At 72.5% G+C, this 21,639-nt stretch carries 21 protein-coding genes; 10 read left to right on the top strand and 11 right to left on the bottom strand.

Features of this window, described 5'->3' with window-relative positions:
* Positions 1 to 65: 65 nt before the first annotated feature.
* Positions 66 to 1,232 carry a DMT family transporter gene (locus DRB96_RS35955; RefSeq protein ID WP_239517802.1) on the top strand — a complete coding sequence of 389 codons (1,167 nt, stop codon included), beginning with the start codon at positions 66 to 68 and terminating at the stop codon, positions 1,230 to 1,232.
* Between the two features lie 124 nt (positions 1,233 to 1,356).
* On the opposite strand, the gene DRB96_RS35960 is transcribed toward DRB96_RS35955, so the two are convergent.
* Positions 1,357 to 2,688 (bottom strand): aminotransferase class I/II-fold pyridoxal phosphate-dependent enzyme, encoded by a 1,332-nt coding sequence (locus DRB96_RS35960; RefSeq protein WP_112452195.1) that lies wholly within the window; start codon positions 2,686 to 2,688, stop codon positions 1,357 to 1,359.
* Positions 2,689 to 2,725: 37 nt separating this feature from the next.
* Here DRB96_RS35960 and DRB96_RS35965 point away from each other — a divergent pair, with 37 nt between their 5' ends.
* Positions 2,726 to 3,436: a pyridoxamine 5'-phosphate oxidase family protein gene (locus DRB96_RS35965; protein ID WP_112452196.1), complete on the top strand. Its 711-nt coding sequence runs from the start codon at positions 2,726 to 2,728 to the stop codon at positions 3,434 to 3,436.
* Here DRB96_RS35965 and DRB96_RS35970 read toward each other — a convergent pair.
* Together DRB96_RS35970 and DRB96_RS35975 are read right to left on the bottom strand one after the other, a co-directional pair.
* Entirely contained in the window at positions 3,418 to 4,485 is a 1,068-nt protein-coding gene (locus DRB96_RS35970; RefSeq protein WP_162689122.1) for an EamA family transporter, read from the bottom strand. The two genes, DRB96_RS35965 and DRB96_RS35970, sit on opposite strands and share 19 nt — an antisense overlap.
* A gap of 163 nt (positions 4,486 to 4,648) precedes the next feature.
* Complete coding sequence (locus DRB96_RS35975) at positions 4,649 to 5,608, bottom strand: DMT family transporter (RefSeq protein WP_112452197.1); 960 nt, start codon at positions 5,606 to 5,608, stop codon at positions 4,649 to 4,651.
* A gap of 180 nt (positions 5,609 to 5,788) precedes the next feature.
* Between DRB96_RS35975 and DRB96_RS35980 the strand changes: the two genes are divergently transcribed.
* The gene (locus tag DRB96_RS35980) at positions 5,789 to 6,217 is read left to right on the top strand and encodes an SRPBCC family protein (protein ID WP_112452198.1); all 429 of its coding nucleotides are present in this window, start codon (positions 5,789 to 5,791) and stop codon (positions 6,215 to 6,217) included.
* A 114-nt stretch (positions 6,218 to 6,331) separates the two neighbouring features.
* On the opposite strand, the gene DRB96_RS35985 is transcribed toward DRB96_RS35980, so the two are convergent.
* The gene (locus DRB96_RS35985) at positions 6,332 to 6,952 is read right to left on the bottom strand and encodes a PadR family transcriptional regulator (RefSeq protein WP_112452199.1); all 621 of its coding nucleotides are present in this window, start codon (positions 6,950 to 6,952) and stop codon (positions 6,332 to 6,334) included.
* A 261-nt stretch (positions 6,953 to 7,213) separates the two neighbouring features.
* Between DRB96_RS35985 and DRB96_RS35990 the strand changes: the two genes are divergently transcribed.
* Together DRB96_RS35990 and DRB96_RS35995 are read left to right on the top strand one after the other, a co-directional pair.
* Positions 7,214 to 7,723, top strand: a complete 510-nt coding sequence (locus DRB96_RS35990) for a DUF2199 domain-containing protein (RefSeq protein ID WP_112452200.1) — start codon at positions 7,214 to 7,216, stop codon at positions 7,721 to 7,723.
* Between the two features lie 103 nt (positions 7,724 to 7,826).
* Positions 7,827 to 8,198 (top strand): class I SAM-dependent methyltransferase, encoded by a 372-nt coding sequence (locus DRB96_RS35995; protein ID WP_112452201.1) that lies wholly within the window; start codon positions 7,827 to 7,829, stop codon positions 8,196 to 8,198.
* A 4-nt stretch (positions 8,199 to 8,202) separates the two neighbouring features.
* Here DRB96_RS35995 and DRB96_RS36000 read toward each other — a convergent pair whose 3' ends face one another.
* Complete coding sequence (locus DRB96_RS36000) at positions 8,203 to 8,526, bottom strand: nuclear transport factor 2 family protein (RefSeq protein WP_112452202.1); 324 nt, start codon at positions 8,524 to 8,526, stop codon at positions 8,203 to 8,205.
* 216 nt (positions 8,527 to 8,742) lie between these two features.
* On the opposite strand from DRB96_RS36000, the gene DRB96_RS36005 reads away from it, so the two are divergent.
* From DRB96_RS36005 to DRB96_RS36015, 3 genes are all read left to right on the top strand, one after another.
* Positions 8,743 to 9,063 (top strand): hypothetical protein, encoded by a 321-nt coding sequence (locus DRB96_RS36005; protein WP_112452203.1) that lies wholly within the window; start codon positions 8,743 to 8,745, stop codon positions 9,061 to 9,063.
* Between the two features lie 2 nt (positions 9,064 to 9,065).
* The gene (locus DRB96_RS36010; RefSeq protein WP_112452204.1) at positions 9,066 to 9,563 is read left to right on the top strand and encodes a hypothetical protein; all 498 of its coding nucleotides are present in this window, start codon (positions 9,066 to 9,068) and stop codon (positions 9,561 to 9,563) included.
* A 91-nt stretch (positions 9,564 to 9,654) separates the two neighbouring features.
* On the top strand, positions 9,655 to 10,452 hold the full coding sequence (locus DRB96_RS36015; protein ID WP_112452205.1) for an alpha/beta hydrolase: 798 nt from the start codon (positions 9,655 to 9,657) through the stop codon (positions 10,450 to 10,452).
* A 66-nt stretch (positions 10,453 to 10,518) separates the two neighbouring features.
* Here the strand turns inward: DRB96_RS36015 and DRB96_RS36020 are convergent, their stop codons facing one another.
* The 4 genes from DRB96_RS36020 to DRB96_RS36035 form a co-directional block, all read right to left on the bottom strand.
* Positions 10,519 to 11,244 (bottom strand): RICIN domain-containing protein, encoded by a 726-nt coding sequence (locus DRB96_RS36020; RefSeq protein WP_239516615.1) that lies wholly within the window; start codon positions 11,242 to 11,244, stop codon positions 10,519 to 10,521.
* 30 nt (positions 11,245 to 11,274) lie between these two features.
* Positions 11,275 to 11,733, bottom strand: coding sequence for a hypothetical protein (locus DRB96_RS36025; RefSeq protein WP_162688925.1), 459 nt, complete (start codon positions 11,731 to 11,733; stop codon positions 11,275 to 11,277).
* A gap of 228 nt (positions 11,734 to 11,961) precedes the next feature.
* A complete protein-coding gene (locus DRB96_RS36030) occupies positions 11,962 to 14,136 on the bottom strand; it encodes a discoidin domain-containing protein (protein WP_112452208.1) in 2,175 nt (724 codons plus the stop codon).
* Positions 14,137 to 14,323: 187 nt separating this feature from the next.
* Complete coding sequence (locus tag DRB96_RS36035; RefSeq protein WP_112452209.1) at positions 14,324 to 16,522, bottom strand: discoidin domain-containing protein; 2,199 nt, start codon at positions 16,520 to 16,522, stop codon at positions 14,324 to 14,326.
* 438 nt (positions 16,523 to 16,960) lie between these two features.
* Here DRB96_RS36035 and DRB96_RS36040 point away from each other — a divergent pair, with 438 nt between their 5' ends.
* Both DRB96_RS36040 and DRB96_RS36045 read left to right on the top strand, forming a co-directional pair.
* The gene (locus DRB96_RS36040; RefSeq protein ID WP_239517803.1) at positions 16,961 to 17,743 is read left to right on the top strand and encodes a sulfatase-like hydrolase/transferase; all 783 of its coding nucleotides are present in this window, start codon (positions 16,961 to 16,963) and stop codon (positions 17,741 to 17,743) included.
* Between the two features lie 245 nt (positions 17,744 to 17,988).
* Complete coding sequence (locus DRB96_RS36045; protein ID WP_112452210.1) at positions 17,989 to 18,873, top strand: formylglycine-generating enzyme family protein; 885 nt, start codon at positions 17,989 to 17,991, stop codon at positions 18,871 to 18,873.
* Between the two features lie 7 nt (positions 18,874 to 18,880).
* Here the strand turns inward: DRB96_RS36045 and DRB96_RS36050 are convergent, their stop codons facing one another.
* Both DRB96_RS36050 and DRB96_RS36055 read right to left on the bottom strand, forming a co-directional pair.
* Entirely contained in the window at positions 18,881 to 19,477 is a 597-nt protein-coding gene (locus DRB96_RS36050; protein ID WP_112452211.1) for a TetR family transcriptional regulator C-terminal domain-containing protein, read from the bottom strand.
* An 81-nt stretch (positions 19,478 to 19,558) separates the two neighbouring features.
* On the bottom strand, positions 19,559 to 21,628 hold the full coding sequence (locus tag DRB96_RS36055) for a discoidin domain-containing protein (protein WP_204357903.1): 2,070 nt from the start codon (positions 21,626 to 21,628) through the stop codon (positions 19,559 to 19,561).
* Positions 21,629 to 21,639 lie beyond the last annotated feature (11 nt).

Genomic DNA, 21,639 nt, shown 5'->3' on the forward strand with positions numbered 1-21,639 from the left:
GCGGCGCCGTGGGTGCGCTCCCCCGCGGCCGGTGCCGGTTCTCGATGCCGACCCACGGGCGCGGGGTGCTCTGGTTTGCGCTCCCCAACGCCCTCTCCGTGCTGTCGGTGACGGCCGCCGGGGTCGCCTGCTACCTGGCCGGGGACACCGCTTTCCGGCTGGTGCCGGGGATCAGGCCGGTACGGTTCCGCGCGCTCGCGGTGGTGCCCGTACTGGCGACCGCGGCTGCGGGCATGCGGCTCGGGGCCGCCTGCCAGCTGACCGGGCTCGTCCTGGTGCTCCTGGGCGCGCTGGCGGCGGAGGCGCGCGCCGTGGGCACGGCCCACGCCGAGGCCCCCGCCCCGCCGAACCCCGCCGCCGGGCGGCTCGACTGGCGCCTGCGCTTCGCCGTCCTGTCCGCGGTCTGGGGCTTCAGCTTCCTCCTGATCAAGGTGGGCACGGAGGCGTACGCCCCCTTCCAAGTCGCCCTCGGCCGGGTCTCCTTCGGCGCGCTCGCCCTGCTCGGCGTCCTCCTGATCCGCCGCGAGCGACTCCCCCGGGGCCGGCGCACCTGGGCCCACCTGACGGTGGCGGCGCTGCTGCTCAACGCCCTGCCTTTCTCGCTCTTCGCGTACGCGGAGCTGACCATCCCCTCGAGCCTGGCCGGCATCTGCAACGCCACCTCGCCGCTGTGGGGCATGGCGCTCTCCCTGGTCGCCCTCTCCGAGGACCGCCCGACGCGCCGCCGCTTCGCGGGCCTGGGCCTCGGTTTCCTCGGCGTGCTCACCGTCCTCGGCGCCTGGCAGGGCTTCTCGGGCGTCGACGCCAAGGGCACCGTGCTCGCCCTGCTGGCCTCGCTCAGCTATCCGATCGGCTGGATCTACATCCGCCGTACGATGGCCTCCACCCCGGGCTCGCCGCTGGCCATGACGAGCGCCCAGCTCATGATCGCCACCGTCCAACTGGCCGTGGTGAGCGCCCTGTTCACCTCCGCCCCGACCTCCTTCCCGCTCTGGCCGACCCTGTCGGTGATCGCGCTCGGCGCGCTGGGCACGGGGATGGCGCTGCGGATGCAGTACGGCCTGGTCGCGGAGGTCGGCCCGACCACCGCGCAGATGGTCACCTACTTCATCCCGGTCATCGCGACGACGGCGGGCGTCCTGTTGCTGGACGAGCAGCTCCACTGGAACACCCCGGTCGGCGCGGCCGTCGTCCTGGCGGGCGCCGCCCTGAGCCAGCCCCGCCGCACCTGAGCCCGCGGTGCGGGAAGCGCCCGGGCACATCCGTACCCGGGCGCGCGGGCACGTGCGCCCTCAGGCGCCCGGGTACATCCGCCCTCGGGCGCCCGGGTACATCCACCCTCGGGCGCCCGCGCGTTCAGTCGAAGCGACCGCCGGCCGCCGGGCGGACGGCCGCGGCCACCGCCGCCGCCAGCCCCGGCACCTCCGACAGGTCCAGCCCCGACACCGTGATCCGCACGGCGGGCACCGACGCCACCCGGAACCGGGCCCCGGGCGAGACCGCCCAGCCCGCGCCGAGCAGACTCGCCACCGCCGCCGTCTCGTCGGCGACGGGCACCCACACGTTCATCCCGCTCCGCCCCTGGGCCCGCACCCCCCGCTCCGCCAGCGCCGCGACCAGGCCGTCCCGCCGCGCCCCGTAGGACCGCGCGACCGCCGTGGGGTCGACCGCCCCCGCGTTCCACAGCTCCACGACCGTGTACTGCAGCAGCCGGCTCACCCAGCCCGGCCCCAGCCGCTGCCGCCCCCGCACCCGGTCGAGCGTCACGCCGTCGCCGGTCAGCACCGCGAGCCGCAGGTCCGGTCCGTACGCCTTCGCCGTGGAGCGGATCAGCGCCCAGTGCCGGGTCACCCCGCCCAGCGAGTGCAGCGGCAGGTCCACGATGCCGTGCCCGTGGTCATCGTCGATGACGAGCACCTCCGGGTGCGCGGACAGCACCGCCCGCAGCTCCGCCGCCCGCTCCGCGCTCACCGCCGCCCCGGTCGGGTTCTGTGCGCGGGCCGTCACGAGCAGCGCCCGCGCGCCCTCCTCCAGCGCCCGCGCCACTGACCCGGGCACCGGCCCGTCGTCGTCCACGGCCACCGGGAGCACCCGCAGCCCCAGTCCCGGGACCAGGTCCAGCACGCTCCCCCACCCCGGGTCCTCGACCGCCACCGCGTCCCCGGGCCGCAGGTGCGCGGCCAGCACCCGTTCGATGCCGTCCAGCGCGCCCGAGGTCACCGCGATCGCACCGGCCGGCACCCCGTCGGCGTCCAGGCCCGCCCTGGCCAGCCGCGCCAGCTCCGGAACGACCGGCTCCTGCCCGTAGAGGGTGGGCTCCAGGGCGTAGCGGCGCGCCGCGACCGCCAGCGCGTCGCCCAGCGCGGGCAGCAACGTCACGTCCGGGTTGCCGGAGGTGACGTCGCGCACCCCCGCCGGCACGGCCATCCGCATGCCGTCGCGCGGCGCGGTCGCCGGCCGGGGCCGCACCCGGCTGCCGCGCCGCCCGTCGGTCTCGATGACACCGCGCTCGCGCAGCGTCCGGTACGCCGCGGCCACGGTGTTGGGGTTCACCCCCAGCACGCCCGCGAGCTCCCGCATCGGGGGCAACAGAGTTCCCGGCGCGAGCGCGCCCGATCCGACACCCGCCTCGACACTGGCCGCGATGTCCGATGCGCGGCGCCCGCTGATCAGATAGTCTCCTAGCACAAACACAAGTATGCACTAATACAACGGAGATCGCACGATGAGTGCCAACCCTGCCACGACGCCGACCACGGAAACGGCCGCGGAGACCGAGGCGGCCGCCGGGTACGCCCCGACCGACCGCACCGTCCCCACCCGGTCCCGGGACCGGGCGCGCTACGACCGCGAGACCGTCCACTCCATACTCGACGAGGCCTACGTCTGCCACCTCGGATTCGTCCGCGACGGCGCGCCGGTGGTCCTGCCGACCCTCTTCGGCCGGGTCGGCGAGACCCTCTACATCCACGGCTCCACCGGCTCCCGCCCCCTCCTCGCGGCCGGCAAGGCCGATCCGGGGCTGCCGGTCTGCCTGACCGTGACGCACGTCGACGGCCTGGTCCTGGCCCGCTCGGCCTTCCACCACTCGATCAACTACCGCTCGGTGGTCGTGCACGGCACCGCCTACGAGGTGACCGACCCGGACGAGCGCCGGATGGCGCTCGACGCCCTCGTCGACCACGTCGTGCCGGGCCGCTCCGCCGATTCGCGGCCGGCCAACAACAAGGAGCTCGCGGCCACCGCCGTGATCCGCCTCGACCTGAACGAGGTGTCCGCCAAGCTCCGCACCGGCGGGCCGAACGACGACCCCGAGGACCTGGGGCTGCCGTTCTGGTCCGGTGTGGTGCCGGTCGCGCCGGCGTACGGGACTCCGGTCCCGGCCGCCGACCTGACCCCGGGCATGACGACCCCGGACTACGTCACCGCGCTCTGAACCCGGTCGGCGGGCCGCTCCCGCGGCCCGTCGGCAGGCCCGTCGGCAGGCCCGTCCGCCGACCCCTCGGCCGACCCGTCCGCCGCTCCGTCCGCCGGGCGCCGCGACTCGGCGGCGATCAGCGCCCCCACCGCCGCGAGCAGCAGTACGGTGCCCAGCACCACCGCGCCGGTCAGCCGCTCCCCGAGCACCAGGACGGCGATCGCCGCCGCACCGACGGGCTCGATCAGCATGATCACGGACACCGTCGCGGCCCGCACCGCGGCGGCCCCGCTGAAGTAGAGGGCGTACGCGAGCGCGGTCGGCACGGTGGCCATGTACGCGAGCAGCCAGAGCACCCGTACGGGCTCGCCGGTGTGCGGCAGCAGCCCCTCCACCAGGGCGGCCGGCAGCAGGCACACCGTGCCCACGCCGACCGACCAGACGGTGGTGAGCAGCGGGTCCCCGCCGGTCCCGCGCTGCCCGAGCAGCCTGGCCCGCAGGGTCATCGCCCCGTATCCGGCCGCGGACAGCAGCGCCCAGCCGACACCGAGCGGGCGCACCTCGCCGCCGCCGCTGCCGAGGACGAGCACGGCCAGCCCGGCCAGCGCCCCGCCGACGGCGACGGTCCCGCCCCGGCCGAGCCTCTCGCCCATCCAGTGCCGGGCCCCGAGCGCGATGAGCACGGGCCCGGCCCCGAGGGTGACCACGGTGCCGACCGCGAGGCCCGTCTCGCGCACCGCGGCGAAGTAGGCGGACTGGAAGAGCGTGAAGAGCAGCCCCGTCCCGATGAGCGACCCCACCGAGGGCTTCGCCCGGGCCGCGCCCGCCCCGGCCCGGTCCGCCCGGCCGTCGCGCGCCCCGGGTCCGCCGCCCCGCAGGCGGCGCAGGGCGAGTACGGCGAGCAGCACCGCCAGTCCGCCCGCGCACCTCCAGAACGACAGGGCGAGCGGGCCGAGATCACTGGCGAGGAAGAGCAGCGAGGCGGCCGCCCCGGCGGTCCCCCAGGCGGCTCCGGCGACGACGAGGTACAGCAGACTGCGCCCGATGGCGGGCGAATGGTTCGACACGTGAGATCTCCGCGCGTGCGTGAAGGATGAATGGTGCAGGTCATCGCATCGCGGGCAGCGCGGACCCGCCCGGGGCACTGCCCGGGCCGGGTTCTCGTACGAAGGGGGCCGCCCGCGCTAGGCGGCGGGAGGCGGAAGCACAGTCAGCGGCATGGTCGGCAGCCTAGACCTTGCTCGGATCGCGGTCCAGGGTGGCTGCCGGCTCCGCCGCCAGGTGCGCGGCCGGCCGGGAGGTCTGCGCGATGAAGGCCCCGCCCAGCACCAGCGCGCCGCCGACGATCTGCCAGGTCGCGAGGTGCTCGCCGAGCAGCACCCAGGCCAGTACGGTCGCCACGACCGCTTCCAGGCAGGCCACCACCCCCGCGACCTGCGGCGACAGCTTGCGTACGGAGACCACACCGGTCAGGTACGCGAGGACGGTGGCGATCAGCACCACCCAGCCCAGCAGCACCGACGCGGGCACCATCACCTCACCGAGGGCCGCGTCGCCGCCCAGCACCCGCCAGTCGATCCGCCAGGGCCGGGCGATGGCGGTCATCACGAGCGTGCCGACGATCATGCCGTACGCGATCACGCCCATCGGGTCGGGCACGTCGTCCCCGTCGCTGCCCTGGTCCGCGAAGACGAAGTAGAAGGCCTGGCAGCAGGCCGCCGCGAGGCCGAGCAGGACCCCGAGCAGGTCGAGGCTCAGCCCGGCCCAGATCTGGACCACGCAGGCGAGCCCCACGACGGCCACGGCGGCGCCGGCCGCGGCGGCCCGGGTCACCGGCTTGCGCTGGACGAACCGGATCCAGCCGAGCAGCAGCGCGGGGCCCAAGTACTCCAGCAGGAGGGCCACCCCGACCGGGATCCGGGACAGCGAGGCGAAGTAGAAGGCCTGGACTCCGGCCACCGCGATGAGCCCGAAGCCGGCGAGCAGCAGGGGTTTGCGCCGTACGAGATCGCGATGGCGCCAGGCCAGCGGGGACAGCACGAGGGCTGCCCCGGCGACCCTGAGCCAGACCATGTGCAGCGGGTCCAGACCCGCCTCGATCAGCGGCTTCGCCGCCACACCGGAACCACCGAACGCGATCGCCGAACCGAGGGCGAGGCCCAGTCCGGCATGTCTCCCTGACGCTTGCATTCGGACATCATGACAGGGCTCGTCAGGAGCGTCACGACCATGACACCTGTTGAGACACACCCGATACCGGACGCGGCACAGCGGGCCCGTCCACCGATATCTGACAGGTCGTCAGTCTTGAATGTTGAGTCTGCCGGGACTACCTTCCGCCGCACGTACCTGACGAGAAGGGGTGGTCGCATGGCTGAAGTCACCGCGGAATCACGCATCGAGGCGTCCGCCGCGAAGCTCTGGTCCCAGCTGACCGACTGGGACGCTTACGGCCAGTGGAGCATGACCCACACCAACTTCCCGAAGGGCGGCCCCGAGACCCTCGCGGTCGGATCCACCTTCGCCGAGAACATGAAGATGATGGGCTTCCCCGCCGAGATCCTCTGGACGGTCTCGGAGCTGGAGGAGGAGCGCGTCATCGCCATCACCGGCAAGGGCCCGATGGGCGTGGCGGTCCTGACCCGGTACACCCTGGTCCCGGACGGCGGGGCCACCACGGTGCGCATCGACGGCGAGTTCTCGGGCGCCGCGGTCTCCCTGATGGCGGGCAAGCTCAAGGACTCGGCCACCGCCGCGCTGAACGAATCGCTCCGCAAGCTCGCCGGCCTGGTCTCCTGACCGCCGGCCCACCCGTACGCGCACACGACGGCACACGACAGCCGACGACGGCGCGCCCCGCGAGAGGACTCGCGGGGCGCGCCGTTTTCGTGCGGGAGGTCCCGCCGGACGGGCTCAGTGCTCGTCGGCGAGGATCAGGTAGAGCTTCTTGCGCGTGTCGTTGATGACGGCGAGGGCCTTCTCCCGCTGCGCGGGGGTACCGGTCTTGAAGACCTGGCCGAAGGCTTCCATCAGGCCGAATCCGGCCGTCCGGACCTCGTTCATCGCCTCGAAGTCGAACCCGCGCCCGACTTCCGCCCAGGGGGCGTCCGGGCCGGACTCGGCCTCGGCGCGACCGGCCTCGGTGAGCGTGAACAGCTTCTTGCCGCCCTCGCTCTCGCTGGTGATGAGCCCCTCGTCCTCGAGCATCTGCAGGGTCGGGTAGACCGACCCCGGGCTGGGCTTCCAGGCCCCGCCGCTGCGCTCGCCGATCTCCTGGATCATCTCGTAGCCGTGCATCGGCCGGTCGGCGAGCAGCGCCAGGATGGAGGCGCGCACGTCACCCCGCCGGGCCCGCCCGCGCGGTCCGCCGCGGCCGCCGCGCCCACCGAAGGGCCCGCCGCCGAAGGGCGGCCCGAACGGCCCGAAGGCGGCGCGCCGCCCCGTGAACTCCTCCCGACGGTCCGGCCCGCAGTGGCCGTGACCCCGTCCGTGCTCGTGCTCGTGGTCGTGTCCGTGCTGTCCGTGTGAACGCATGACTGCGCTCCTTTCCTCATCAGGTGATCTCGTTGTCGCTGTTGCGATGTCTCCACTATCTCTGACCCATCGCGATGCGTCAACGATATATCGGAAACTTCCTCAACGAACCCCCCGACCCGAGAACAGGCCGCGCACTGTCCCGACCCCGACGCGCTGCTGCCTCGGCTCCGGCCCGGCTGGAACAGTTCGCGCCGCCGGCGGAAGTCGGGTCGCCCGGGAAGGCTCTGGACCAGACGGTCACGGCACTAAGCTCGCGCCATGTCTAACGATCTCGGTTTCACGTGCTCGTGCTGCGGCGAACACCACGCAGAGCTCCCCATGAGCTACTCGGCCATGGCCCCCGACGTCTGGGATCCCAGCTTCGAGAGCGATCCGGACAGCATGCTGTCGTCCGACCAGTGCGTGATCAAGGGCCAGCACTTCTTCATCAGGGGCCTGATCGAGATACCCGTACACGGCGGCCAGGACGTCTTCTCCTGGGGCGTCTGGATCTCTCTGAGCAGGGACAACTTCGCCCGTGCGGTCGAGGTGTGGGACGCGGAGGGCCGTGAGGCCGAGAAGCCGTACTTCGGCTGGCTCAGCACCGAGCTCGCGCTCTACTCCGAGAGCACCACCGACCTGAAGACCAACGCCCACACGCGACCGGTCGGCAAGCGCCCCTCCATCGAGCTGGAGCCGACCGACCACCCGCTCGCCGTCGAACAGCGCACCGGGATCACCCTGGACCGCGTGCGCGAGATCGCCACGATGGTGCTGCATCCGGCCTGACGGGCAAGCCGCCGCGGCCGTGAGGCCGGTCGAGCCGCGGCGCCGGGATCCTCAGGGCGCCGACACGGCGAGGGTCCCGGAACGGCCGTGATCGACTGAGGCCATGACGCGACTGCTTCCGCGCGCCCTCCAGGCTCTCGACCGGTTCCACACGGACCACCCGTGGGACCACAACGCCCACTACCACCCGTGGATCATGCGGCAGCTTCCCCGGCGCTTCGACCGCGCCCTGGACGTCGGTTCGGGCAGCGGCGATCCGGCCCGGCTCCTCGCCCCGCGTGCCGCGTCGGTCCAGGGCCTCGACGCCGACCCCGCGATCGTCGCCCGGGCGCGCGGGCTCACCGGCGGGACCGCCCCGGTGCGGTTCACCGTCGGGGAGGCGCCGGCCGACGTACCGCCCGGCGACCACCTGCCCGGCGCACGGCTGCGCCGGCGCCCGTTCTGGCGCTGCACGCTGGTCTGGCACCGCCGCTGACGGCTCATGCCTGCCCGGTCTCGAAGCGGCTCACCTTGCCCCCCTCCACCCTGAACCGCCATGCCGTGCGCATCTCGCCCCACGTGTCGTTGCGGAACCTCGCGACCAGGCCGAGCCCGTCCGGCGTCTGGGTTTCCACGTCCATGTGCCCGCCGGCGCCGAAGATCTCCTTCTCGGTCCATTCCGCGAGGTCGCGCTCGGTGCCGTCGTCCGACATCGTGGCGTCCGGGGTGAGGGTGGCGGTGAACTCCCGCCGTACGCCGGCGTTCACGGCTCCGACGAAGGCCCGCACCGCGGGGTCGGTCAGCTCATCGATCTCAACGGTCACTGCCGGCTCCGAAGTCGCTTGAGGGGAAGGGGGCGGGGGGTACCGACAGCAAGTTAGCGATCGCCCTCCGCCGCGACCCCGCAATGACCGCGCGGCGCGCCCCGTGTCGCGCCGCATCGCCCCGTGTCGCCCCGCATCGCCCCGCACTGCCCGCCCCGCACTGCCCGCGCCGCGCGCCTCGCCCGTACCGCAAGCACCGTAAGGAAGTACAGCAGCATGTCCGTTGAAGGAATCTGGGACCTGTCCGTCTCCACCCCCGTCGGCAGGATCGCCGCCGTGGTCGAACTCCTGCGGGAAGCCGGTGCCCTGACCGGGACCGCCCACGGGGCGGGCGAGCACGTCCCGCTCGGCGACGTCGCCCTCGACGGCGACCGGCTCACCTGGAAGCAGGCCGTCACCACGCCCCTGAGCTTGAACCTGGCCTTCGCCGTGACGGTCGACGGAGACACCCTGACGGGAACCTCCAAGGCGGGGCGCCTGCCGGCCTCCAAGGTCAGCGGCCGGCGCCGTACCGTCGGGGCGGGCGCGGAACACTGACCATGGCGAAGCTCTTCCTCTCCCTGCACGTCCTGGCCGCGCTGGTCGCGATCGGCCCGGTCACCGTCGCCGCGAGCATGTTCCCCAAGGCGATGCGTCACGCCCACCGCGCCCCGGGCGACCAGGACGCGCTCACCACCCTGCGGACGCTGCACCGCATCTGCCGGGTCTACGCGGCCGTCGGCAGCGCGGTCCCCGTCTTCGGGTTCGCCACGGCCGGCAGCCTCGGGGTCCTGGGCAGCGGCTGGTTGATCGCCTCGATCCTCCTGACCGCCGCCGCCGCGGCGATCCTGGCCCTGCTGATCCTGCCCGCCCAGGACGCCGCGCTCGCCGGCGCGGAGGCTCCCGGCCCCGGCCCCGGCGCCGGTCACGACCTCGGCTCCGGCCCCGCCTCCCGGTCGATCGCTCGCCTCGCCATGCTCACCGGCGTCTTCAACCTGCTGTGGGCGACGGTCACCGTCCTGATGATCGTCCGCCCCGGCTCCACCACGGGAGGATGACAGGAGATGTACAAGCGTATTGAACAACCGTCATAGACGGTTGTATGATTTCCCCGTCGGCCCGCACCGGTACCAACAAGGGGGAATTCCCGTGACGAACACCGCCCAGCCCACCCGCGCCACCCTGACCATCGACGGCCGCGCCCTGTCCCACCTGGACTTCGGGGGCGCCGGCCGACCCCTCCTCGCCCTGCACGGCCACCTCTCCGAGGGCTCCTCCTTCACCGCCCTCGCCGCCGCCCTCGGCCCCGAGTGGCGGGTGATCGCGCCCGACCAGCGGGGGCACGGCGACTCCGACCGCGCCGGGGAGTACACCCGCGCCGGCTACGTCGGCGACCTGGTCGCCCTCCTCGCCCACCTCGGCGTCGACCGGACCGTCGTCCTGGGCCACTCCCTCGGCGGGATCAACGCCTACCACCTGGCCGCCGAACACCCGGAGCTGGTGGAGGCCCTCATCGACGTCGACGGCCCCGCCGACCTGCCCGACCACGGCGTCAGCCCCCTCGCCTTCGTGCTGAACTTCCCCTACACCGCCCCCACCCGCGAGGAACTCCTCGCCGGCTGCGGCCCCCTCGCCCCGGTCGTGGCTCCGGCGCTGCGCCGGCTGCCCGACGGATCCGGCTGGCGCCTGCCCTTCCACCCGGGGGACACCGTCGACTCCGAGGACCTCGTCCACGGCGACCACTGGAAGCAGTGGCTCGCCACCGACTGCCCGGCCCTGCTGGTCCACGGCCTGCGCAGCCAGGTCCTGCCCGCCGAGCAGGCGCTGGACATGGTCGGCCGGCGCCACGGGACGACGTACCGGCCCCTGGACACCGACCACTTCGTCGCGCTGGGCGACCCGGAGGGCTTCGCGGCCGCCGTGCGGGAGTTCCTCGCCGGCGTCTGAACCGTCCGTCCGCCTGTCCGCTCGTCTGCCTGTCCGCTCGTCTGCCTGTCCGCCCGCCCGCCCGGCTCAGGGGGCGAGGTGCCACCACTGGTCGGCGTACTCCTCCCCGCACGAGGCCTGTTGCGCCGGGTGGGCCGGCTCGTGACCCTGCACCACAAGGCACTTGGCGTTCCCGGTGCTGCGCAGTACGAAGTGCCCGGCCCGGCCGCCGGTTCCCCACAGCAGTTGCCAGCGCAGTCCGTCCTGCCGGCCCGTGCAGGCCAACTGGCGCGCGGGGGCGAAGTTCTCCAGGCCCTCCACCGTCACGCACCGGCCGCTGTGCGCGTTGCGCAGGGTGCGGGTGGCGCCGCCGTCCTGCGTGGCCAGCGTCCAGGTCCGGTCCGCGGCGCCGGTGCAAGAGTCCTGCACGGGTACGAGGCCTTCCTCGACGCCGGGCACGCGCAGGCACAACCCGCTGTCGCCGTTGACCAGTTGCCCGCTGAGCACCGACGCGTCCGCCCCGGCGCTGCCCGGCGGAGCCGTGCCCGGAGCCGTGCCCGGCGCTCCGCCCGGCGCCGTGGTCGAGCTCTCCGCGGGACGCCCGGCGTCGTCCGTGCCCGGGCCGTCGCCGCCCACCCGGACGGCGATCAGGGTGGCCACGCACACCAGCGCGACCGCGCAGGCCGAGATGACGCCCGTCCGGGTCCGGTGCTCGTGGATGTTGACCTGGACGTTCTCGTTGCCGCGCTGCACCCCGGCCGGCCGGTGGAAGGTGTCCTCGCGGTGGCCCTCATCGCGCGGGCCGTCACCCACCCCCGTCACCCCCGCCGGGCCCGGAGCCCGTCACGGGCGGGAGTCGAACCGGTTCACCTGGACGTTGCCGTCCCCGGTCTGGACCGCCGCCTGGTCGTGGAACACGTTTCCCGTGACGCCGCCGGCCACCGGGCCCACGGCCCGCGCGGCCTCGTCGAGCAGCGCGCGGAGCTGCGCCGCGGCAGCCGCCCGCTCGCGCGGTTCCAACTGCTCCAGCAGATCCTCGACACGGGTCCGCCAGGCAGCGCCGTGCCTCGTCCGCTCCTCGCCCGCGGAGCCCTGCGGCCCGTCACCGGCCGGCCCGCCCGCGGCGAGGTCCGCCGCGGTCCGGTCCAGGCGTGCCAACTGGGCGCTCTCCTGTCGCCCGTCCCCGCGGCCCAGCAGCCGGGCCAGCCCGCTGCGCACCGCCGTCCACGCATCGGTCCCGGCGGCCTGTACGACGCCCGACCCCACCGAAGCCGCCAGCGCGACCATCGCCCCGTCCAGCAAGACCCTCCCCCTTCGCCGTCCCCGCGCAGTGCCGCCACGGTAGCCCCGCCCACCGCGGCCGCGACAGCCGTACGGGCGCCGGATCCGGCCGAGTTCGGGCCCCGAACACGCCACCGCGGCCCGGCCGCCCCGTCATCGAGACGGGGCGGCCGGGCCGGTACGGAGGGCCGGCCGGGTCAGGTCGACCGGTGCTCCGCGTTCAGTACCGCGCCGGCGTACGGGTCGCGGTCAGCTGTAGACGCCGAACTCGTAGAGCGAGTACCCCCATCCGGTGCCGCGCGCGGTCAGGTTCAGCCGCACGTGGCGGGCGGTCGACGACACGTTGATCGTGTCGATGTCGCCGTTGCCGGTCGTGGTGGTGTGGACGGTGCGCCAGTTGGTGCCGTCGTCGGAGAGCTGCACCTCGTAGGACTTGGCGTAGGCGGGGTCCCAGACCAGCTGAAGGGTGCGGATCGCGGTGGAGGCGCCGAGGTCCACCCGGATCCACTGCGGGTCGGCCCAGTCGCTGGCCCAGCGGGTACCGGCCTTGCCGTCGGTCGCGTTGCCCGGCGAGCAGGGGCAGTCACCGTACTGCGCCTGGAAGGAGGAGGCGGTGGTCGGCTTGTTGAGCGCCACGTTGGTGCCGCTCACGGGCGGCGTGACCACCTTGACCGACTTGGTCTCGATGCCCGCGTTGCCGCGGCCGTCCTCGGCCTGGACGTACACCTTCCAGACTCCGAGCTTCTCGGGCGCGGTGACCGCGAAGGTCCCGTTGCCCGTCGCGCGCCACTGCGCCTCGACCAGGCGCTTGTCGCCGTTCGCGTAGTTGCCGCTGAGGAAGATCTTGTACGTCAGCGGGTCGTTCTGCGGGTCGCTGATGTTGGCGCGGACGGTGAACTCGCCGCCCGCCGGCGCCTGCGAGGCCTGGTCGACGACCATGTTGCTGATGACCGGCGGCGTGTTGTCACCCGCGGTCGACCCCGTGTAGGCCTTCTTCACCGCGTAGTACGACAGCCGCTTGAGGCCGTCGGGCAGCAGGTTGAACCAGATGCCCCCGAAGTCGTGCTCGATGCCGTAGTGGAACATCGTCGCTCCCAGGGCCACGCCCTGGTGACCGGTGATGCAGTTCCAGGCGGTGGTGTATCCCTCGGCGGTCTGGACGTCGGTCTTCTGGTCGGGGATGCCGTTCGCGTCGTTCGGCACCTCCCACTCGCCGGCCGGTCCCGTCTCGGTGATGATGTAGGGCTTGTTGTAGCCGCCGTCCACCCAGTCCTGGCGCACGCCGCAGATGTCGCCGTAGGAGTTCATCGAGTACAGGTCGAGGTCGGGGGCGTTGCGCTTGTAGTACGGCCACGCGCCGGTCCACGCGTCGGTCGAGGTGACCGGGTGGTCCGGGTCGATGGAGTGGATCTTCTTCGCGACGTCGTTCACGAAGGTCGTGTACGCGTTGCGCTGCGCCTCCAGCTCGGTGCCGCCGTAGCAGTTCTGCAGGCCGAGGACGGACTCGTTGCCGACGTTCCACATCAGCGTGGCCGGGTGGGACTTGTAGGTGTCCACCCACTTCGCGAACTCGGTCAGCATGTTGCTCTTGTACGCCGCGTCCGTCACGTAGTTGACGCAGCCGCCGGAGCCGGGGCCGCCGCCGGGCTGCAGCCAGAACCCGTTGATGACCCGGATCCCGTTCGCCGCGGCCGTGTCGAGCAGGGGCTTGCTCGACGCGTCCGTGCCCCAGGTGCGGATGGTGTTGACGCCCATGGACTTCACGTCGGGCATGTACTTCGGGGCGTCCGCGAAGGACGGACCCCAGGTGAGGCCCTTGACGGTGTACGGCTGCCCGCCCACGGTCAGCTGCCAGTTGCCCTGGGAGCCGGCCACGCGCACGGCGCCCTGGGCCGGGGGCTCTCCCGAGGTGGTGCCGTAGACCTGGAACTCCCAGAGGGAGTAGCCGTAACCGCCGGAGCGGACCAGGCCGTTCATCCGGACGTAGCGGCCGCTGCCGGAGAGGGCGATCTCGTCGGTGCCGCCGTCGCTGCCGGTGACGGTCTTGGCGGTGCGCCAGTTCGTCCCGTCGTCCGAGACCTGGATCTCGTAGTTCTTGCCGAACGGGCCCTCCCAGGTGAGGACGGCGCGGCTGAGGCCGCGGCTCGCGCCGAGGTCGACCTGGATCCATTCGGCGTCGCGCCACTGGCTGGCCCAGCGGGTGCCGGTGAGGTTCCCGTCGAAGGCGGCGGACGCGGAGTAGCCCTCGCCCTCCTGGGAGGAGGCGGTGGCCGGCTTGCCCTGGGAGAGCAGGGTCTCCGCGGCGCCCGCGGCCGGCGCGGAGACCAGCGTGAGGGAGGAGGCGAGGAGGGCTCCGAGGGCGACGAGGGCGGCCGCGCCGCGCGTGCGGCGGGGCGGGGTGCCGGTGGAGGGGGGATGGGACATTGCGGCTCCTGGTGTGAAGGGCGGTGGGTCGTGCGCGGTGCTCCCCGGGCCGCGGCGCGGGGACCGGTTGATCCGGCCCGGGGAAGTTGCGGCGGACTCCGTCGGGTCAGCGGAGGCCGATGGGACGGTGGTGGCCGATGCGGTGGTGCCGGCCGGTGGGGTGGCGGAGGCCGGTGGGGCGGCGGAGTCAGGGGTACGAGACCACGGTCGACGGAACCGTCGAGGTGCCCGCGGGAACGGTGGACGCCCCGGTTTCGTTGATGAGGTGGTCGTAGTGCCCGTTGCCGCCGAGCGAGACGGTGAGCAGGCTGTGGAACTTCACTCCCGGCTTGACCGGCGCCCGGAAACCGTGGTCCTGGATGATCGTCGGATCGGCGGTGTAGTTGCAGTAGGAGCCCAGGCCCCACGCCTCGTGGGAGTTGACGGAGTCGTCCATCCGGTAGGCGGCGTACCCCCTGGTGCCGCCGTTCTGGATGGCCGCCTGGCTGGGGGCGTCGTACGCCTTCTCGTTCTGGAAGAAGACCGTGCGGCCGCGCTCGCCGTACCAGTCGACGTCGTACTTGTTGAAGTGCTCGACGAACAGGCCGGTGGCCAGTACGTCGTCGCCGTTGACGCGGACGCCGTAGTCGGAGCGGTTGGTCTCCCAGCCGACGCCGTCACCGTGGTCGGCGCGCCACACCCAGGTGTGGTCGACGATCGTGTCGTCGCTGTTGACGACCATGGCGGTGGTGGCCTTGCCGGGCCCCGCCCCGCCGACGCGGAGGTAGACGTCCTGCAGGGTGGTGGGGTTGGCCGCGTGGTCCGCGGAGGCGCCTTCCGGGCCGATCTCCAGCAGGGTCGGGGAGTTGACCGGACCGGCGTCGATGAGGAAGCCGGCGAGGCGGACGCCGTCGACGTCGGCGACCTTCATCGCGGTGACACCGTTGTCGGGGATGATCGTGGCGAGCCCCAGGCCCAGGACGATCGTGTCCGCACGGTTGACCTTGATCGGCTGGTCTACGTGGTGGATGCCCGGGGTGAAGACCAGGTTCAGGCCCTGGGCGAGCGCGGCGTTGATCGTGGCCGCCGGGGTGCCGGGCTTGACGACGTAGAAGCGGCTGAGCGGGACCGACTCGCCCTGGGGGGCGCCGTTCGCCCAGGTGACGCCGCGGGCGTTGGTGCGCTTGGCCGGGGCGAAGACCTTGAACTCCTGGCCGTCCAGGTACAGGAAGGGCTTCTCGCGGGAGACCGGGGTGGTGTCGAGCGTGGTGTAGCGGGGCTCCGGGAAGCTGTTGGCGGGTGCGCCCTCGACCCCGGAGAAGGTCATGTTCCACACGCCGTTGGTCCAGCCGCCCACCGAGCTGTCCCGGGTGTACCACTGCTGCTGGGAGTAGGGGCCGACGGTGCCGTCGATCTTGCTGTCGGCGATGTAGCCGCCGCTGGCCCAGCCGTAGCTGGCGGGAGCGAGGTTGAGCCCGCCCTTGACGTGCATCCGGCGGAACGAGGAAGCCTGGGCGACCGCCCACCGGTCGGTCCCGTTCGCCGGGTTGACCGCCAGGTTCTCGGCCGAACGCCAGAAGTTCTGGGTCGCGTTGCCGTTGAACCAGCCGGCGTCGACGGTCACGTCGCCGTTGAAGGTGGTGTCGTCGGGGCGCAGGCCGAGACCGGCGATCTGGGTGTAGAACCCGATCTGGGCGTTGATGTTGTCGTAGGTGCCGGGCTTGAAGAAGAAGGCGTGGCGGCCGCTGCCGAACTGTGCTGACTCCTGCTCCCGGAAGACCCGGTCGAGCTCGGCCTGGATGCCGGGGGTGGACGGATCCATGATGTGGACGTTCGGGCCGAGGTCACCGCCGCCCGGCAGGAGGGGGCCGGTGTCGCCGCCGGCGCCGAACACCTGGAACTCCCAGAGCGAGTAGCCGTATCCGGTGGCGCGGGTGACGCCCTGCATCCGGACGTAGCGGGCGGTTCCGGAGACGCTCAGGGTCTCGGTGCCGCCCGCGGCGGTGGTCGTGGAGTAGGCCGTCGACCAGTCGGTGCCGTTGGTCGACAGTTCGATCCGGTAGGCCTCGGCGTGGGCGGTCTCCCAGCGCAGCACGACCTGGCTGACCTCGGTCGGGGCGCCCAGGTCGACCTGGAGCCACTGGGTGTCGGAGGCGGCGCTCGACCACCGGGTTGCGTTGTCGCCGTCGACGGCGTCGGCCGCCGGGGTGCCGTAGTGCTCCTGGCTGGAGGCCGTGACCGTCTTGCCCTGGGAGAGCAGCACCGGAGCGGCGGAGGCCGAGGGGGCCGGCGCGAGGGCGAGCAGGGTGCCGACGAGGGCGGTGGTGACGGCGCCGGCGATGCCTCTTCGGGCGGGAACGGGGCGTCGTCCGCGTGGGGACGCGATGGCGGGGATGCCGGGGGGCATGGGGCTCCTTTAACGAACCTGAAACGGGAGAGCGCTCTCCCGAGACCTTGCCCGTAACACGATCGGCCGGTCAAGAATCTCGACCGGCTTTTCTTTCGTCTTTCATTAAGGCCAGAGCTGATGGGGGCTCAAGAGCGTGGCCACAAACGGCAGATCGCCCGAAGGCGGACAGCGGGTCCGCGGGCCGGTCGCTCCGCGGGTGGACCGGGCCGTCTCCTTCGGATCCTGTCGCGCGAGCCCGGCGCCGGGCACCGTGGCGCCGGGCCTGCGGTGCCGGGCACCGCGCCTGGCGGCGTGGTCGGGCGCCCGAGTGCGTCCAGTGCGCGGGCGCCCCTCACGCCGCCTTGCCAGGCATGGCACCGGACACTGCGGGCCCGGCCGACAGGATCCGAAGGCGACGGCCCAGCGGGGCGGGTGGTGGGCGTGCGGGGCCGGGCGGTGGCGTACCACGGACCCCGCACCCCCGAGCCCAAGTACGCCGGCACCCCCGTCCCCGAATGGAACGGACGCCCCTCCGTCACGGAGGCCGACCGGAGCGACAAGCCGCCCTACATCCAGGAAGCCACCGGCACCCTCGCCGACGGCAAGCGCATCCGCGCCGAGCAGCTGCGCACGCTCCTGTCGGTCGACGACACCGTCCAGGCGTTCAAGGACAAGCTCGCGGCCCTCGGCCAGCTGGACAACACCCTCGTCCTCTACATCGGGGACAACGGCTTCGGCTGGGGCGACCACGGCTGGACCGCCAAGTCCGTGCCCTACAGCCCCGCCCACGAGGTGCCGTTCTACCTCTCCTGGCCCGCCGGGGGCCTCGGGGCCGGCACGGTGGACGACCGCATCGTCGCCAACATCGACATCGCGCCCACCATCCTCGACGCCGCCGGGATCACCCCGACCACGCCGCAGGACGGCAGGTCGCTGCTGACCTCGTACAGCCGCGACCACCTGCTCGTCGAATGGTGGAAGAAGGGCACCGGAGCCGACCACCGAACCTGGTCCTCCTACGTGTCCAAGGACAAGCAGTACGTGGAGTACTACAAGCTGCACACCGATGCCAACGGCACCGTCTCCGGCACCGGTGAGGTTACGTTCCGCGAGTACTACGACCTCGTCGCCGACCCGTACCAGCTGGTCAACAAGCTCTACCAGGCCACCCCCGCACAGGAGCGGAACCTGGGCATCCCCGCCCTCGCCGCCCAGCTCGCCGCCGACCGGGTCGGCTAGTGCTGTGACCGGAAAGGTCCACCGGGTCGCGGCGCCCGGCACGGCACCTCGCCGCGTTGTCGGACCACACCGGTACGTCCAGTACGAGGCGTGGTCCTCCGTCTTGCGATGCACCGCACCGGACACCGCGACCCGGCAAACCTTTCCGGCCACAGCACTAGCCAGGACCTCCGGCCGGGCGCGCCCACCCGCGCCCGGCCGGACCGCACCGCATCGCATCGCACTGAACCTTCATCGGAGCCACCATGTCCTCCTGCTGCACCCCGGGACACGAGTCCCCGGCGGCCGGCGCCGTCACCCTGCTCGCCGCGCCCGCGCTCCCCGCGCCCCGGGCGGTGCGCGGCCTGCTCGACCTGCCCGGCGGCCGCTTCCTCATGGGCACCGAGGACGCGGACGGGTTCCCGGCGGACGGCGAGGGGCCGGTCAGGGAGGTGGAGGTGGGTCCCTTCCGGATCGCCCCGACGACCGTGACGAACACCCAGTACGCCACCTTCGTCAAGGCCACCGGACACGTCACCGAGGCCGAGGAGTTCGGGTTCTCCTTCGTCTTCGCCGGCCTGCTCGGGCAGGAACTCGCGGCCACCGCACCGCCCGTGGCCGCAGTGCCGTGGTGGCGGGCGGTGTCCGGCGCGAGCTGGAAGCATCCCGAGGGGCCCGGCTCGTCCGTCACGACCCGGCAGAACCACCCCGTCGTCCACGTCTCGTGGAACGACGCCCGGGCGTACTGCTCCTGGTCCGGGACCCGACTGCCGGGCGAGGCCGAATGGGAGTACGCGGCCCGCGGCGGTCTGGAGCAGCGCCGCTACCCCTGGGGCGACGAACTCGCCCCGGGCGGGCGCACGCTGCTCAACATCTGGCAGGGCGACTTCCCGACCGCCCACACCGGCGCGCACCTCGGCACCGTCCCGGTGAAGTCGTACCGCCCCAACGGCCACGGGCTGTACAACGCCGTCGGCAACGTGTGGGAGTGGTGCGAGGACCCGTTCGGCCCGGGCCACGGCTCCCGCACGATGCGCGGCGGCTCCTTCCTCTGCCACGACTCGTACTGCAACCGCTACCGGGTCGCCGCGCGCAGCTCCAACACGCCCGACAGCTCGACCTCCAACACCGGCTTCAGAGTGGCAGCCTGAGGGAGGGTCAGCTCGGCCGGACCAGCCCGGCCACGTGGTCGGTGACCATGTCGAGGATCTCGGCCGCGGCCTTGTCGTCGCCGAGGACGAGGAAGTTCAGCGTCACCCCGTCCGTCATGGCCGCCAGGTAGCGGGCCAGCACGGTCACCGGAACGCTCAGCTCGAACGGCGTGATCCGGCGCAGCTCCTCGATCAGCTCGGCGTAGGTCTCGCAGTACGACTCGTACTGCCGGCGGGCCAGGTGCCCGAACTCGGGCTGGCGCAGCGCGTACTGGGTGAGCTCATAGGTGAGCATGTGCGCGCCGGGACTGGCCGCCACATGGTCCCAGTAGGCCTGGAAGCCGGCCCGGATGGTCTCCCGCAGCGTCGCCCGGGGCTGGATCGCCGCCTTCACGATCGTGACGTAGTGGGCGGTGATCGTCTCGATGACCGACTCCAGCAGCGCCTGCTTGGAGTCGAAGCAGTAGTGGAAGACGCTCAGGGAGACGCCCGCCTCGGCCGCGATGGACCGGGTCGTCGTCCGGGCCACCCCGTCGCGGGTCATCGCGCGGATCGCCGCCTCCGTCAGCTGCGTACGCCGGTCGGTCAACGGCATCCGTGCCATGTACGGGTCCCCCTTCGCTCGGTGCCGCCCCGAAGGGGGTGCCCGATGGCCGGCCGGCCCCGGGCACCCCCTTCGGCGCCGTCAGCTGCTGTATACGCCGACTTCGTACAGGGAGTAACCCCATTGCGTGCCGCGTCCCGTTCCGTGGACGCGCACGTACCGGGCGGGGACCCCCGCGAACTGAGCCGTGTCCAGGCCGCCGTCACCGGTCGTCGTGGACCAGGCCGGCTGCCAGGCCGCCCCGTCCGCGGACACCTCCACGCGGTACGACTTCCCGTACGCCCGCTCCCATTCGAGCGTGACCCGCTTGACCAGGTTCACGGAACCGAGGTCGAACTGGACCCACTGGTCGTCGCTCCAGTCGCTCGCCCAGCGGCTGCCCCGGTCGCCGTCCACGGCCCGGCCGGGCGCGTAGCTGACGAACGGGTTCCACTCGGAGGAGCTCGCGGAGGCGGCCGTGTGCGCCGCGAGGTTCACCCCGGCCTTGTGCTGCTCGGAGTTGCCCCAGGTGCGCAGGTAGGACTCGGCGCCCTTGAACAGGTCGTCCACCACGCCCTGACCGCCGACGAGCCGTACGTCCTCGATCCAGTCGGGCACGAGGCCGTAGTGCGAGGCGCCGTCGGTGTTGAGGTCCCAGGTGCGCTGGCCGGTGGTCTGCTTGTCGATGACCGACCCGCCGTCGGTGCTGCGGAACGGGTACGTGACCGGGGTCGGCGCGTTCGCGCCGCGCGGGCCGGGCCAGCCGCCGACGCCGTTCATGTCGGTGCCGTAGCCGTAGCCGACGTTGTACTTGTCGCGCAGCGCGTCCGTCCGCTTGGCCTCGTTGCTGAAGGCCTCGGAGCCGCTCATGTACTGGGCGGCGAAACCGCCGAGCTTGTACAGCCGCTCGGTCCAGCCGAGGTCCATCCAGCTGTGCGAGGAGATCACGCCGGGGTAGGACTGGCTCTCGAGGATGTCGAAGGCCTGGCCGGCCGCCTTCACGCTCATGTGGTCGATCTCGAGCATCATCTTGCGCTTCATCATGCCGCGCACCGCGTAGTCGCCGAGCTCGGTGAGGCCGCGGGTGTTGCACTGGGCGCCCGAAGCGTACGAGGGCACCGCCACGCCCGCCGGCAGCTCCTTCTCCGCCGAGGCCGCCGGGGCCAGGCCGATGGGGTTGTCGTGCTGCGGGCCCGCGCACGTCTCCGTCTTCCAGAAGGTGCCGGTCGACAGGAACTGCCCGACGTTGATGGCCGTTCCCAGCGCGCCCTCGTCGAAGCGGACCCCGCACAGGGCGTTGTCGAACTTGTGGCACAGGAACATGCTGCGCACGCCGAGCCCGTACAGCTCGTCGAGGCCGCGGTCGATGTCCTGCTTGCTGCACTGCGCGATGTCGAGGATCTGCTTGCAGCCGAAGGGCTCGGAGGTCTCCACGCCGAGGACCACGGCCAGCTTGCCCTGCTTGATCACCTCGCGGGCCTGGGCGGAGTCGGTGACGATGCGGAACCACCCCTTGCCGGGGCCGCCGTACATCTTGTCGACGAAGGCCTGCATGTCGTAGCTCTTCTGCGCCTCCAGCCGGATGGCGGTCATCTCGTCGCAGCCGCGGTCCTTGAAGAAGTAGACCGAGCAGATCACCCCGTTGGTGACGAGGTCGTTGACGAGGACGCGCTGGCCGCCGCGCCAGGCCCGCTCGATCCAGGCGTAGTAGTTCTGCTGGTGGGTCAGCGAGTCGTGGGCGGGCCAGTCCTTGAAGGTGGGCCAGCCGTCGGGGTCGTGCTTGCCGTCACCGCCCTTGGTGATGAAGTCGAAGATCGCCAGGGTGCCGTCGGGGTAGTGCTCGGGACAGTCCTTGAGCGCGTCGGCGATCCCGGCGTCGGAGAACGGCTTTCCGCAGATCAGACGGCCGCCGAAGCCCTCGTTGGACATGATGTGGTCGTGGGCGTCCACGAAGCCCCGGACGTTGCCCTGCGCGTCGGTGCCCTTGAAGGGCTCGCCGGTCACGTTGATCTGGGAATCGGGTGCGGGCCGCGCGGAGGGGTTCCACCATCCGGGGTCGGCGGCGGCCCCCGGGACGGGTCCGAGCACCGTGGCCAGCAGGCCCAGGAGCAGTGACAGGATCGCGATCGGCTTGCGTCTGCGGTGCGGCTGGGGTTGCGGTTGTCGGGTCATGGCCACCACTC

The organism is Streptomyces sp. ICC1, assembly GCF_003287935.1.
Taxonomy (GTDB): Bacteria; Actinomycetota; Actinomycetes; order Streptomycetales; family Streptomycetaceae; genus Streptomyces; species Streptomyces tritrimontium.